Genomic DNA, 14,541 nt, shown 5'->3' on the forward strand with positions numbered 1-14,541 from the left:
GTCACCCCTGTCATTTAAGGGTGACTCAGACTGCAGACAAAATACGATGAAGACAAGGGATTTGGTATTGGAATCAGCTGTCCTGACCAAAGTCCTTTGTCTTCAACCTCAGTCACCCCTGTCATTCAAGGGTGACTTTTTTCGGCTGTTAATAATTATTTCAGAAGGCTCATTTCAACTGGTCACCCAGCAAAGAGCCCATGAGGGCGACGGCCACCTTGGCAGTTCGATTTTTTTCATCGAGAATGGGGTTGATTTCCACAAATTCCGCTGAAACCACAATGCCCGATTCTGCCAGCATTTCCATGGCCAGATGACTTTCCCGGTAAGAAATACCCCCCATCACCGGCGTGCCCACACCCGGAGCATCTGTGGGATCGACGCCGTCAAGGTCAAGGGAAAGGTGAACCCCGTCGGTGCGTTCCTTCAGATAATCAATGGCTTCCCGCATCACGGCAGCCATCCCCATCCGGTCAATTTCGTGCATGGTGTATACCCGCAGGCCCTTTTGACGTATCAGCTCTTTTTCGCCCTGATCCAGCGCGCGGGCACCAATGATCACCAGATTTTCCGGTTTCACTTTTGGTCCGTAGCCTCCCAGGCCGGTGAGTGCCGGATGCCCCACACCCATGCTGGAAGCCAGGGGCATACCATGAATGTTGCCGGAGGGAGAGGTGTCGGCGGTATTCAGGTCGCCGTGAGCGTCGAACCAGATGACACCCAGATCTTCATAGTGACGGGAGACTCCTGCCAGGGTACCGATGGCAATGCTGTGATCACCACCCAGCACCAGTGGAAAGTGACCCTCCTGTACCACCTGATCCACCAACTGGGCCAGCCGGGTGTTGGCCTGCTCGATGGCTTTCAGGTTTCGCAGATTGTGGGCGGGATCGCTGTGAACCCGTTCAGGCATGTCAATCTGAATATCTCCCATATCTTCCACTTCCAGGTCAATGCTCTCCAGCTTTTCCAACACGCCGGCATATCGAATGGCGCTGGGGCCCATGTCCACACCCCTGCGGTTCTGCCCCAGGTCCATGGGGACACCAATAATCGAGACTTTTTTCACATTCATTCGGCACATCCTCCCGTTTTTTCAGAATCAGGGCAGCCCTCGACGAAAAAGCACCGGTAAGCCACACTTCTTCTTCAAATATACATGAATGCATAAAGCCTGTCAACGGCGAAAAGATTGATATTTCAACGGTTGGATGAATTATTATGCACAAAATCAGCCGGAGGATTGCATAAAATAATCTGCCGCAGGGGAAGTCAGCTGCCCTGGCCAAATCCTTTTGTCTTCAATTAACGATTCTATCAACAACGCTCTCCGCAGAGGGAGGGCGTTATGAGAGGTGCTTCTATAAAAAGTCTTCCCGCACGGGGGTGAAGGTTTCAATGACCTGTGCTGTTTCGAGAACGGTCACCTGATGGGGCACATCGCCGCCAATAGACCAGCTGTCTCCAGGCTTCATCTCGATTTCCCTGCCATCGATTACAAAAAGAGCTCGCCCGGAGATCAGATACCCCGTCTGTTCGTGGGGGTGCTGGTGGAGAGGTAAGACAACCCCTTCTTTCAGATGAAACTCACAGAGCATGGTTTCTTTTCCCACCACCAGGTTGCGCCGTTTGACGCCGGGTATCATATCAACAAAATGGCCTTCTCCCTGATTCACTGAGAATGAGTTCATTCAATCAACCTTCCTTTCCTGCCCCTGTAACAGCGGGTGTCTAATATTTGAAAACAGCAATGGCGTTGCGCAGTTCCTGAGACAAAGATGCCAGTTCGGTGGACGATTCGGCAATTTCATTGATGGCGGCGGTTTGTTCCTCGGCGCTGGCAGATACCTGCTGGGCCGAGGCGGCGGTTTCTTCAGATACAGCCGACATACTTTCGAAATGCCCTACCACTGTGCCACTGTTGGCATTCACTTCTTTCACCAGGTCAGTCACCTGATCAATCTGCTGGGTAATATGGTTGATTTCCTGCAGAATGGATTCAAAGTGGCTGCTGGCCTCGTTGACAATACCGGTGCCGCTGATGACTTTCTCGCTGTTGGCTTCCATGGAAGCCACGGCCTCGTGAATCTGCTTTTGAATACCGTCGATGATGGTGGCAATCTGGTTGGAAGACTGGGAAGACTGTTCTGCCAGTTTGCGAATTTCATCAGCCACCACGGCAAAACCACGACCGGCATCACCGGCACGGGCTGCTTCAATGGCAGCATTCAGCGCCAGAAGATTGGTCTGGTCGGCAATGGCACCGATGGAATCAACAATTTTGACAATTTCCCGTGAAGCCTGATCCAGCGCTTTCACAGAGACAGCGGTTTCATCGGTGGCGGTGCGAATCTGGGTCATGGTATCCACCGCCTTGCGGGCGGCACCACGGCCACTCTCGGCAGAAGCCAATGTGGTACGGGAACCGCTTAACACTTCGTCAATGCTGGCAGTCACCTGTTGCAAATGGCCTGCGATGCTGTTCATTCCCCGGTTGCTTTCCTCAACAGAAGTTGCCTGTTCTCCCGTGGCCCGGGAAACTTCGTGGATGGTCTTGGCCACTTCTTCAGAAGAAGCGGCAGCCTCTTCGGCGGTGGCGGCCAGCTCTTCGCTGGTGGACGCCACCTGTTCAGAAATGAAGTCACTGGATTTGATCAGCCCCTTCAGGCTGATGATCATTTGATTCACCGCCACTGCCAGCTGACCGGTTTCGTCATTGGACATCACCGGCACTTCCTGGCGCAAATCTCCCTCGGCAACGGCATTGGCAGCAGCCAAAACCTGCTTTAGTGGTTTGGTAATGCGGCTGGACACGATGAGGGCCAGGGCGGCGGCAACGAGGACAGCAACAGCAATGGCAACACCAATCAGGTTAACCACACGGTTTTGAGCTCCCATCAGAGCTTCTCCGGTGGCCAAAAACTCCTTCTGACGGGATTCGGAGATCAGTTTAGCCTGCTGAATCAGCTGGGTGCCTTCCGGTGCCATTCGTTCACTGACCACTTTGGCGGCTTCTTCATGGCGGCCATTCACGTAAAGGGGAATCACCTCGCCTGTTGCAATGCGCCGCCAGGTCAGGCTTCTTTCAATAAATTCAATATCTTCCGGCCGGTCGGAGAGTTCACTGAGGCGTTCGATCATTTCGTCACTGACAGCCGAAATTTGATAAAATGAATCCAGATATGAGCGGGTACCGGTGAGCACGTAATTGGAAATCAGGCTGCTGCGCTCTGAAATAGCCAGGGTCATTTCCTGATAGAGCTGGTACACAATGATTTCCTGCTCCAGCAAATGGGCAGTGTCGACCGCCATTCGCCGCACCTGGGTGAGGGTGTAGCCGGCGGAAGCCACCAGCAGCAGCACAATGATGAGGAATCCTGCCAGAATTTTGATGCGGATGCTGCCGGTGAATTTTCTGTTGGAAGAGGCGGACTCACTGGAAGAAGTGAGGGTTTGGGCGGCTTCCATGGGTGGTTTGTCAAGGGTATTTTCCGGAAGGGTTGTAGTTTCAACGTCGTCCGGAAAATATCCTTCGGCGGTGCTTGTTTCATGAAGTTCAGATGTTTCGAGTGTTGACTGCTCCGGCTCATTCAGGTGTGTCTCATTGGTCTCAAGATGCGCTTTTCTTTCATCATAGCTCATTCAGTGAACCCTCCTTATGATTGCGGGCATCAGGGGAGCCCGCTGGTGATGGGGTCAGTCTGCTCGTCGGATTCACTCCGGAACAGGGCAGGCCAACAGTACATTTGCCGCAGACATCCGCCAGTCCCATGGACGACAGGGCAGATGCATTTTCAAGGCACATCTCATAACAGCGATGGCGATCAAAAGCATCCAAAGTCAAAGATCCGTTGACGCACCGCTGTACACACAAACCGCAGGAACCATTATACCTGTAAAGACAGGTTTCCGCAGGTGTCATGGGCTGACAGGTGACGAGAGCGCTGGTCACAAGGGTGCCCACCCGTCCACAACAGCCCTTTTCGGTGATGAGCATATTGTTCAGGCCAAAATTTCCCAGCCCGGCCAGATAAGCCACATGGCGATGTGACCATACACTCATGAGAGTTGTTTCATCAAAGTTATGAGTGGCCTGGGCGAAGGCAGCCTTGAAGCCGGCTTGTTCCAGCTGATCTTTCAGAAAAAGATTGAGATCGGCAATGAGCTGATTTGTCAGGAGATACGCTCTTCCCCACTCCCGGGAGGCCAGTCGGCCATTTCGGTTGCTGTGGGGGATTACCGGCAGAAAAGGGAGGAAGTAGGCCACAACGGTACGTGCTTCAGGTAGAAGATCGGAAGGAAGCTGGTGTTTCGGCTGTCCCCAGTTTTTGATGTGATGAAATCGGGGATCCTCGGCAGGAGCAAAGGCTGTCAAGGGAGACTGCCAACAGTTTTCCAGTGCTTTCTGCCCGGGATAATCTGCCACATATTGTTGAATCCACTCTCGTATTAAGAGTTCCATTTCCAACCGCCTTTCGTGAAGCAGGACTTCGCTGTGTGAATCGTCGATTTAGCTGGATGCTTCTATTCTATCCTAAATGAAAGAAAAATTCCATGGTTGATGGAAACATCACGCCATAGATTCCTGTTAAATTGAAACAGATGCATCTGTTACCCCGCTAAGCCGGTAAAATGTGGCGGCATAAAAGAGGATCATCAGCGACAAAAGTGAGGTGAATGGGGTACAATAAAGATTGGGCTGGGTACAGTCAAGAATAGTGGACACAGATGAATTCAAGATGAACCCGCTGCCCGCATTATCTGATGTATGGAAGGAGTCCGTCATGGAAAATCAACTGATAGTCATCAGAGGTGGTGGTGATCTGGCCTCCGGCGTGGCACACCGGCTTTATCAATGTGGTTTTCGGCTGCTGATCACTGAACAGCAACAACCCACTGTGATTCGTCGAACCGTGGCCTTTGCCAATGCTGTTTTTGAAAATCAGATGGCGGTGGAAGGGGTTACAGCCCGGTACATTCGGTCTCTGGCAGAGGCACCCGCTCTTTGGCAGCAGGGTGTGATCCCTGTCATGTCGGCAGAGGCCGCAGAAATATGCCGGGAGCTGTCACCTGCAGCTCTCGTGGATGCCACCCTTGCGAAAAAGAACACGGGTGTTCAGCGGTGCATGGCACCAGTGGTGATTGGTGTGGGGCCGGGGTTCACTGCCGGTGACGATGTGGATGCGGTGGTGGAGAGTCGGCGGGGCCACTGGCTGGGGCGCGTGATTTATGAAGGCAGCGCGCAGCCCAACACCGGAGTGCCGGGAATCATTGCCGGTGTTGGCAGTGAGCGCGTGCTTCGCTCACCCGCCAGCGGCATTTTCAGAGCTGGGGCAGTCATCGGCGATGTGGTGGAAGCGGGCCAGACGGTGGCGCTGGTTGACGGGATACCTGTCACAACGGCCATCGGCGGCCTGCTGAGAGGCTTGTTGGCGGATGGTCTGCAGGTCACACCCGGGTTTAAGGTGGGAGACGTTGATCCCCGCATTTACCCGGAATATTGCCACCAGATCTCTGATAAGGCGCGGGCCATTGGCGGCGGTGTTCTGGAGGCGCTATTGCATCTTCAATGGAAAAGGAAGGGTTAGTTCCTGAAAAGTTCAAGGTATGTGGAAGAAAGAGTTATTTGGTGGAACCTTCAAATCATATCAAGAGAACTGTCATGAAATGCTTCCATCGAATAATCGAATAAACAATCGAAGTTTTTGAGAGCGAAAGGGGTTTGTTGCTTATGGAAATCAACGTGTTGAAACGTGTGACGGAGGAAATGACAGGAAACCGGTCAGTGGCCCTGATTACTGTCACAGAAGCCACGGGATCGACGCCGGGAAAAACCGGTGCCATGATGGCCGTACTGGCCGATGGCACCAGCTATGGCACAGTGGGTGGTGGCAAACTGGAAGGGGAAGTCACCAAAACTGCCCGGGAATGCCTGAAAACAGGAGAAGACCGGTTGCTGAACTACCACCTGAAAGATGATGCTGCCGGCATCGGCATGCAGTGCGGTGGTGATGCGCAGGTGTTCATCAAAGTATTCAGGCCTCAAAATCAGCTGATTCTGGTGGGGGGAGGTCATATCGCCCAGGCCCTGTACCATCTGGGCATGATGCTGGGTTTCCGTGTGACAGTGGTGGAAGACCGAAAAGAATTCGCCAGCCGGGAACGATTTCCGGAAGCAGAACAGCTGCTGCTGGGAGACATGGGAGAGCTGATGGCCTCCATGCCCCTGAACAACGGCAGTTATGTGGTGATTGTCAGCCGGGGCCATCAGATGGACGAACTGGCTTTACGGGCAGTGCTGGGAAAACCTGCCGCTTATGTGGGAATGATCGGAAGCCGAACCAAGGTGGCACATACCGTCAAATCCCTGCGGGAAACCGGTGTGTCTGAAGAACAGATTCGCCAGGTGTACATGCCCATTGGCCTTGATCTGGGCGGACAAAGGCCGGAGGAAATTGCCGTGAGCATCATGGCTCAAATTATGTCGGTGAAATATGGAACGACACCCAGACACCTGAAAATGCTGGAAACTGAATCAGAGTCCGCACCAAACCTATGAAAAAAGCCGCTCCGGTTAAAGGGAGCGGCTCTTCAGCTTAACGGTTGATGGCTGACCAGCTTCACTTGATTTTTTCCTGACGAAAAGGCAGGCGTAGGGTAAAGGTGGCCCCGCCCCAGTGGTTGGTGGAGATGCTGATGTCTCCCTGATACTTGTTGACAATGACATCATAAGCGAAAGAAAGACCCAGTCCAGAACCGCTGTGGAGTGGTTTGGTGGAAAAGAGGGGTTCGAAAATTTTCATTTGGTTGCATTCGGGAACTCCCATGCCATTATCGGAAATGTGACAGATCAGATGGTTACCCTCTTTCAAAGTCTCCACTTTCAGCAGATTGGTATCTCTGGCGCCCCGACCGGCCAGCACGGCATTTTTCTGGACGGCTTCATCGATGGCATTTTTAATAATGACCTGAATCACCTGACACAGATCAAACCGGTTACAGTCCATAAGAGGCAGATGGCTGTCCAAAGCCAGGTCCACCTCGTCAAAAATGGCTAAATCTGTTTGCAGCAGCGAGATCACCTGCTGAATCAGCTCATTTAAAGACTCCTTGTGAAGGCCGGCAGGAACAGAAAGATCGAGAGAAGAAACTGGTTTTAAGGAGCCGCCATCAGTCTGAATCCGGTTAAGGAGCTGTCGGATATTTTGATCTTTCCGGTCCAGCGCCTCGTTGGCATTCAGGTAATCCTTTTCACAACGCAGGCGGGCAAAGGCGCCGGAAAAAATGTCGGCAATGAGCCGTAATGAAAACAGACTGCTGTCATCCCAGTGACGGTATTGAGTGGTGTCATCCAATCCAAGGTATCCGATGAGTTCATCTTTGATGTGAAGCGGTAATACCACCAGCGATTTAATTCCCTGGGCCAATACCATCTGCTGTTCTGAATGGGCTTCCTTGGGCATTTCATCAGTTCGTGGAACTGTGATGATTTGGTTCTGGTGTAACTGCGCCATCCACCAGGGAAAACCATCGGTTTTCAGATTCTGCAAATTCATTTTTTCTGCACTGACACCAGGGGCACACCATTCATACAGGTTATCCATATAGGTGTATTGGCATCGAAACAGAAAGACATAAGCCCTTGAAGCAGCTGTCTGCCTGCCCAGATCTGCCAAGCTTTCATCAATGAGATAATCGCTGGAAAGGTTCAGGTGAATCATTCTGGCGGAGAGTCTTGCAATCAGTTTCAGATATGGACCTTCCAGGGGATGCTGCGGTTGTTCCGGTTGCGTCGGGTTGGTTGTGGAAATCATTGAATCGCCTCCAGGTGGTTAATCGAAACCAGGATTTCAGACAGAGCATTAACAATAAAAGAAATAAGAAGATGAAAAGGGGCACTAAGTGTCATCCATCAGCGTGCATCATCAAAACAGGGGTTGAACACAATTATCTCAAGGGAGCAAAGAACATCAGGTGAGTGAATGAACATAAGAGAATAGTGAGGCCGGTGAATGTTGAGATGCATGTCATAGATATAAGGTAAGTATAACACGTCAATAGTATAACATATGTGAAGGTGCTTTGGGAAAAAACATAGGACAAAAGACTACTTTTTTTAAGGAACAACGTCATAAGCCGCCCCTTTTACAGGAGCGGCTTTACTGTTGAAAGGTTGATTCACTATTCCGTGCACACGATCAACTGCATGACATCAGCAGGTGTCACCTTCCATGCCCACATAACCGGCTTTGGCCAGCAACTGGGCAGCCTGAGACACTTTTTCTTCTGCCACCATCACCACAGGCCCGGTGCAGCCCATGCCGCTTTCGGCATAGATGCCGGCTTTCCAAAGCACCAGCACGGCATCTTCAATATCCATGACTTCGATGCCGGAAATGCTGCCAGTGACAATTTCCTTGGGGGGTGCCGTGATTTTCTCTTCGGTGGCTTCGGTTTTTTTCGTTTCGGCGGTGAGGCCTGCCAGAATGTCATCCAGGCCGGCTTTCTTCGCCTTGGCAAATTCATCCTTCATCACCTGAATCAGGCTGCCCTTCACCAGTGAGGCGGCATACTGGATGGCGTTGGCCACCACAGGGGTGCCGGAAGCTCTTGAAAGGATGAGAATGATGCGCTTCTGGTCTTCCCCAATGCCGGGGCCATAGCCGTCACCCATGGCTTCGTAGCTGCCCCCGGTGGTATAGGAGGAGAAGACTTTCATCATGATGTTTCCGGTGAGGGTGTCGGTGACCATCACATCGGCAGACCCGGTCAACAGGTCGTTGCCCCGCATGATGCTGCCCCCGTCTGAGCGCACTGACTCTGAGAAGTTCAGGTCATACCCGTTGCTTTTCAGGGTTTTCAGGGCACGTTCCACCTGTTTGGCCCCGTCGAGGTTCAATACCCCCAAAGTGGGGTTTTCAATGCCCATGGCTTTGGCGGTGATGATGCCGTAGAGGGCATTTTTCACCATGGCTGCCACCCGGTGGGTGGCGGCGGTGCCGGTGGTGGTGGCCACAAACATTTCCCGGCCAAAACCGGGTGTGACAACACGTCCCACGGTGGATACGCCGATGGGGAAGTTGTAATGCATGGTGACGCAGGCCTGAATACTGCCTTCGTCCAGCAGTTTTTCCATGACTTTGTGCATGTCGGCTTCATCGTTGACTTCAACGGTTTCCAGGGTGGTGTCCACCTTGGGGCCGATGAGAACCACTTCCAGGCCGGGGGATCGGCGTACGGCAGCCTCGGCTCCCTTAACCAGATGAATGGGTTCCAGCTCGCTGCCCAGGGTGGTGAGACCCACCCGTACTTTGGGGCCGAACTCTTCCCGGTCCAGTGCCTCTGCGAAGGAGAGAAGGGTGCGGCCGACTTCCTGCTTAATGGCTGTACGATCTGTCATCGTTAACACTCCTATTCCTTCATCAGTTGAGCGGCCAGTTCTTTCATGGCTTCGACGATCATTTCCTTGATTTCGTTTTTGGAGACGCCGGTGCCGGGAGCTTCCACTTCGCCGGAGTTGCGTTCCAGCACCACTGAAACGCCATCGAAGAGGTTGGTCATACGGGCCAGGAAGAGGCTTCCCTTGCCAACGATCATGGTTTTGTTCAGGTCGCCAGTGGTCAGGTCTTGTTGAGCATAGCCCACATAGGGGATACCGGAGGGGATATGCCCCTGGGTGGGAGCCCAGCCGGGCATGCCGTGCTTGGTCACGAAGGCGGCCAGGTCTGCCCGTTCCAGATCACCCCGCTTCACACCCAAAGCGCCGATCATTTTGTAGTTGGCTTCCGGTACATCGCCGGCGCCGGCAGGCTTGGTGATATCCGGGTTCTGCATTTCCACGGAGTATTTGTCGATGTCGATGATTTTTAGACCACCCTTATCAAGGGGAGCAGTGATGAGGCTGGTGATCACCGCCTGGGGTGAAGAACCGGTGCCCACGGTATGACGACCGATGAGATCAGTACGAATCACCGGGTTCACGCCGTCGTTCTGGGAAACCAGCACGGCAAAACCACCCACCACATCTTCCAGCAGGGGCATCTCTTTTTTCACGTGGTCTTTTCCGTTCATACCCAGCTTGGCTGTGGCACCACCGGCCACCACGACAACGTTCTCATAAACCCCTGCCTTTACCAGTGCGGCAGCTTCGATGAGGGCGTGGGTGGGTGCGGCGCAGAAGGCACGTAGGTCAGAACCGGTGGCGTTGACAGCCCCCACCACTTCGGCAATGGCTTTGGCGAAGTTGCCGCCGCCCCGCTGGTTCATGTCGCCGCAGGCTTCTTCGGAGCATTCAATCACATAGTCGATGCTGTTCACGTCAAGACCGGTTTTGTCCACCAGGTGTTTCATGGCCAACACGCCGGATGCCTTGGATACCAGGTTTTCGAAAATGATGTGGGCTGTCAGGCTGACATCCACGTCATGGGCCCGCTTCACGCAGCCCACCAGGTGACCTTCGTGAAACAGGGGATCGGCATGGTGATCTTTAATGAAGCGCTCCACGTCTGCCAGGGTGTCGCCGCTGCCCATTTTGGCCACATCTTCTTTGAAAAGGGGATGGGCTTCCAGCTTTTCCTTTGCTTTTTTCAAAAAGCCTTCCTCAAGACTGACCAGATCAAAGGCATCAGAAATTTTCATCAGGCCATAAAACTCGTCCTGGGGCATGATTTCACCGAAAGTACCCACCCGTTGGGCGTTCTCCAGGCCGTTTTGGAACCAGGGTGTGGGAACATTTCGCAGTTCTTCAGGATGCAGGTTGCCAATGTAGGTCTGGTTGGGGGCGTATGCCACCACGTCTTCGTAGGATCGGGTATGATCATTGAGGGACTTCAGGTATTCGGAGTCTGGGTGTGCAGCCCGTTCAAGACTCTGGGTGGTGCCATGGTGATGCATGATATCCGGTGTATGAACCAGCACATAGCCGGTTCCTTTGATGACAGGAAAACTCAATTTGTCCACCTCCATTTTCTTCAAAAAAAAGGGTGATGGTTGCCATCACCCTTGTTGTGTGTCACTGCCTGTGAGGCCTGTGACTAGTACTTGCAGAACTCGCTGCGAATGTTGTTCATTTCTTCAACGATGCCGTCAACATCCAGCACCATTTCCATCATGCCAACCTGCTCATCATACACGTCGGGATTGACAGCGTCCTTAAATTCAGGTTCTACTGCGTGGTATACCTTGAGTCCCAACTGGACTCCAGCCAAAGGACCTGCGAATGTGGGATCCCCATTGGTAACGGTTTCGGCAGCCAGACCGGCAGATTCTGCTTCGGCGGCTCCCAGGAGAATTAACATATTCTCCGCTCCGTATTTTTCAGTCAGGGTTTTCACACGATTCTGGTTTTCCAGGTCCATGGCACCGGCGGCGGTTCAGACGAAGCATTCAGTGGAAGAGAAGACCACTTCAGCGCCGGTGTCTTTCAGGCATTCCACCATTGCTGGTGCGGGAATACCATCACGGTCACCAATAATGATGACTTTTTTACCATCTAACAAGCTCATTATGACCATCCTTTCTTTTTTTTAGTGGTTTGGTTGCTGCTATGCATCAATCCCGATGAGGATTGGCGTTGCTGTTACAGGGCATGATCCTGAATCATTTTTTCGATACTGGCTTTGGTGGCTTCTTCCTTGGTTACCTCTGCAACCTTGGCACCATCTTTGTAAAGGGTGATGGTGGGCAGTCCGAGAACCTTTTGAGAAATGGCCAGACGACGGGCACCAGTGGTGTTCAGCTTGGTGAACTTCACTTTGTCACCGTAAGCTTCTGCCAATACTTCAATGTCTGGCAAAAGGGCCTTGCAGGGCTCGCAGCCGTCGCTCCAGTAGTCTACCAGTACAAAACCTTCGGCTTCCAGCACTTCTGCCTGAAACGTATCCTTGTCAAGTGCTAACATGGTTTCACCTCCTCCGTTGAATCACATGGGTTGAATCGGTTTGTTGCTCATTTTGAACAGGAGTCTTTGAATATGAGTCAGCGACTATTCCTTGAAAGCGTGGGTAATGTATTTTTCAGCTTCGACGGCGGCAATGGCTCCGTCTGCGGCGGCAGTGATAACCTGGCGCAGGGTTTTCACCCGAATATCGCCGGCGGCGAAAACACCATCCGCATTGGTGTTCATCTGAGAATCGGTGATGATGTAGCCGGATTCGTCGGTGTTGATACAACCCTTGAATACCTGGCTCACCGGATCGTAGCCCACGAACACGAAAATGCCAAAGGTGCCGTCTTCTTCATCAGCGTGAATTTCAGTGGTTTCACCGGTTACCCGGTTATGAAAAACGGCGGATTCAACGATGCCGTCTCCTTTAATATCCACAATCACACTGTTCCACATGAAGTCGATTTTGGGATTATTGAAAGCCATCTCCTGAATGGATTTGGCAGCCCGGAGCTCTTCCCGGCGATGGACTATGGTGACTTTTTTAGCAAATTTGGTGAGGTAAATGGCTTCTTCAACAGCGGTGTCGCCGCCTCCCACCACGAACACTTCCAAATCCTGGAAGAAATCGGCATCACAGGTGGCACAGTAGGAGACGCCTTTGCCGGTGAGTTCCACTTCTCCAGGGCAGCCAATCACCCGGGGGGTGGCTCCGGTGGCAATGATGATGCTTTTGCTGTGATAAGTGCCTTTTTCGCCTTTAATGATCTTGACTTTACCTGTGAAGTCAACCGATACGGCGGTGTCTTTCACCCGTTCTGCACCGAACTCGTCAGCCTGTTCCACCATACGGGCGGTGAGGGTGGGACCGGTGGCATCGTGAATGGAACCGGGGTAGTTGGCCACTTCGCTGGTGATGGCAATCTGACCACCCACCTTTGTGCCTTCCAGCACAAGGGTCTTCATCTTGGCGCGGCCGGCATAGAGAGCTGCCGAAAGACCGGCTGGGCCGGCACCGATGATGACCACGTCATACACATTTTCCATGAATTTGCCTCCTTACAAGGGTTTCTGATGGCGGAAAACAGCCGTGCATTGAATCTTTTGATGCCATTATAGCATAGGGCAATAAAGGTGTAAACACAATCACGAAATAATCGTGATTAATTTATCAAAATCTTTTGGATTGCTTTTCGGAAAGGGCAAGAAGACAGTATCATGCTTTGGCATGCTGTTTTGGAATGCCGCTTTCAAATGGCTGTTTTCCGCCGATGATGCTCTATTTCCATGTTACCCAAAGAATCACGTGATTCACGCAAAGATGTGTGATTCCATCAGATTATTCAATAACAGTTTGAGTTTCAATTTCTGTCTGCAGGGCCTTCATGGCTTTTTCAACCAGCTTGCGTCGCAGGGCTTTTTCTTCCTTGACATCCAGGGCAGGATTACCGAAGGGGTGGGGAATGGCAACTGCCGGAACGATCCGGTTGGCGCCCACTGTCATGGAAATGGGTACTACGGTGCATACATGAACCACGGGAAGGCCAAAACGCTCAATCTCTTTTACCATCGTTGCGCCGCAACGAGTGCAGGTACCTCAGGTGGAGGTGAGAAGAACGGCATCCACACCGGCTTCCCTCAGTTCCTTTCCAATTCTGATACCGAAGGCACGAGAGTTGCCAACGGATGTTCCATTTCCAACGGTGCTGTAGAAAAACTCATGAATGTGGCCGATGATGCCTTCCCGCTCCATGTCACGCAGTACGTCCAGAGGCATTACCCGATCAGGATCTTCGTTGGCATATACCGGGTCGTACCCGCCGTGGGCAGTTTCATATTCTTCGGCGGTCAGGTCTTCAACGCCTTCGATGGAATACTTGCCAAACTTGGAAGCGCTGGAGGACTCCACCCGGTCAGGGTTGGTTTTGGGAACAATGCCGCCGGAGGTCACCAATGCGATTTTCAGATGACTCAGGTCACCCACAGCATCAGCGGGGGGTACCCGGTCGAAATCGGGCATGGCATATTCAGTCTGATAGTCGTCTCCCTTCAGTTTCGCCAGCAGCATGTTCACAGCCCGGCGGGAACCGCGTTCTTCTTTGAAGACGTTACGGCGAATGCCTCGGGGAATGTAGCCTTCTTCAGCAGGCAGCCCAATGGGTTCGCCATGAAGCAGTTTCTTTGCCAGGCTCACCATTCCGGGGACAGCTTTGCGCATGGTGGCAGCAGAGTTGCCGGTTTCCACAATGTAAACGGCCTTGCGGAACAAATCGGCTCCCGGGTTTTCAATGTACATACCGGTGAGGGCGGGAATCTTCAGTTCCTCCTGCACCAGCCAGGCCACTGTGGCGCAGGCCACGCCGTAACGACCGGCGTTGAAAGCGGGGCCAGCCAGAAACAGGTCAGGCTCAAAGGGTTTGATCATTTCAAGAATTTTTTGCTTGGAGATCTCCGGGTTTTCATTGAAGTAGGAGTCGCCGCATACAATGGTGGCGACAATTTCGGCCTCTTCACCCAGGGCGGTGTTTAGTGCCATTCCGGGTCCGATGACGCCTTCACGCAATTCAGGCGGCATGTCGGCTTTTTCTTCGCCGCCGATGCCGGCAAAAAACTGGTTCAAATAATGCACGACTTTTTTCTTTGCCATATTGATCCAT

At 52.5% G+C, this 14,541-nt stretch carries 13 protein-coding genes; 2 read left to right on the forward strand and 11 right to left on the reverse strand.

All coding sequences use genetic code 11. The features are described from left to right. Nucleotides 1-169 precede the first annotated feature (169 nt). The 4 genes from rocF to QOL74_RS07455 form a co-directional block, all read right to left on the reverse strand. Nucleotides 170-1,075, reverse strand: a complete 906-nt coding sequence (gene rocF, locus QOL74_RS07440; RefSeq protein ID WP_283408824.1) for an arginase — start codon at nucleotides 1,073-1,075, stop codon at nucleotides 170-172. Between the two features lie 286 nt (nucleotides 1,076-1,361). After that, a complete protein-coding gene (locus tag QOL74_RS07445; protein WP_283408825.1) occupies nucleotides 1,362-1,691 on the reverse strand; it encodes a cupin domain-containing protein in 330 nt (109 codons plus the stop codon). Between the two features lie 40 nt (nucleotides 1,692-1,731). Beyond that, the gene (locus QOL74_RS07450) at nucleotides 1,732-3,642 is read right to left on the reverse strand and encodes a methyl-accepting chemotaxis protein (RefSeq protein WP_283408826.1); all 1,911 of its coding nucleotides are present in this window, start codon (nucleotides 3,640-3,642) and stop codon (nucleotides 1,732-1,734) included. Next, entirely contained in the window at nucleotides 3,632-4,462 is an 831-nt protein-coding gene (locus QOL74_RS07455; protein WP_283408827.1) for an epoxyqueuosine reductase, read from the reverse strand. The genes QOL74_RS07450 and QOL74_RS07455 overlap by 11 nt, the downstream gene beginning before the upstream one ends. A gap of 322 nt (nucleotides 4,463-4,784) precedes the next feature. Between QOL74_RS07455 and yqeB the strand changes: the two genes are divergently transcribed. Both yqeB and QOL74_RS07465 read left to right on the forward strand, forming a co-directional pair. Further along, nucleotides 4,785-5,588, forward strand: a complete 804-nt coding sequence (yqeB, locus tag QOL74_RS07460; protein WP_283408828.1) for a selenium-dependent molybdenum cofactor biosynthesis protein YqeB — start codon at nucleotides 4,785-4,787, stop codon at nucleotides 5,586-5,588. Nucleotides 5,589-5,731: 143 nt separating this feature from the next. After that, a complete protein-coding gene (locus QOL74_RS07465) occupies nucleotides 5,732-6,559 on the forward strand; it encodes an XdhC family protein (protein WP_283408829.1) in 828 nt (275 codons plus the stop codon). A gap of 61 nt (nucleotides 6,560-6,620) precedes the next feature. Here QOL74_RS07465 and QOL74_RS07470 read toward each other — a convergent pair whose 3' ends face one another. The 7 genes from QOL74_RS07470 to grdB form a co-directional block, all read right to left on the reverse strand. Further along, a complete protein-coding gene (locus QOL74_RS07470) occupies nucleotides 6,621-7,814 on the reverse strand; it encodes a GAF domain-containing sensor histidine kinase (RefSeq protein WP_283408830.1) in 1,194 nt (397 codons plus the stop codon). A gap of 398 nt (nucleotides 7,815-8,212) precedes the next feature. Continuing rightward, complete coding sequence (gene grdD / locus QOL74_RS07475; protein WP_283408831.1) at nucleotides 8,213-9,400, reverse strand: glycine/sarcosine/betaine reductase complex component C subunit alpha; 1,188 nt, start codon at nucleotides 9,398-9,400, stop codon at nucleotides 8,213-8,215. Between the two features lie 11 nt (nucleotides 9,401-9,411). Continuing rightward, nucleotides 9,412-10,950, reverse strand: coding sequence for a glycine/sarcosine/betaine reductase complex component C subunit beta (gene grdC, locus QOL74_RS07480; RefSeq protein WP_283408832.1), 1,539 nt, complete (start codon nucleotides 10,948-10,950; stop codon nucleotides 9,412-9,414). A gap of 83 nt (nucleotides 10,951-11,033) precedes the next feature. After that, the gene (grdA, locus tag QOL74_RS07485; RefSeq protein WP_283408833.1) at nucleotides 11,034-11,504 is read right to left on the reverse strand and encodes a glycine/sarcosine/betaine reductase complex selenoprotein A; all 471 of its coding nucleotides are present in this window, start codon (nucleotides 11,502-11,504) and stop codon (nucleotides 11,034-11,036) included. 74 nt (nucleotides 11,505-11,578) lie between these two features. Next, nucleotides 11,579-11,899: a thioredoxin TrxA gene (gene trxA, locus QOL74_RS07490; protein WP_283408834.1), complete on the reverse strand. Its 321-nt coding sequence runs from the start codon at nucleotides 11,897-11,899 to the stop codon at nucleotides 11,579-11,581. Nucleotides 11,900-11,983: 84 nt separating this feature from the next. Then, complete coding sequence (gene trxB / locus QOL74_RS07495) at nucleotides 11,984-12,931, reverse strand: thioredoxin-disulfide reductase (protein WP_283408835.1); 948 nt, start codon at nucleotides 12,929-12,931, stop codon at nucleotides 11,984-11,986. A gap of 292 nt (nucleotides 12,932-13,223) precedes the next feature. Then, nucleotides 13,224-14,531, reverse strand: coding sequence for a glycine reductase complex selenoprotein B (grdB, locus tag QOL74_RS07500; protein WP_283408836.1), 1,308 nt, complete (start codon nucleotides 14,529-14,531; stop codon nucleotides 13,224-13,226). Nucleotides 14,532-14,541: the final 10 nt, after the last annotated feature.

Origin of the sequence: Anoxynatronum buryatiense (assembly GCF_900182905.1) — a bacterium.
Lineage (GTDB): Bacteria > Bacillota > Clostridia > Peptostreptococcales > Tindalliaceae > Anoxynatronum > Anoxynatronum buryatiense.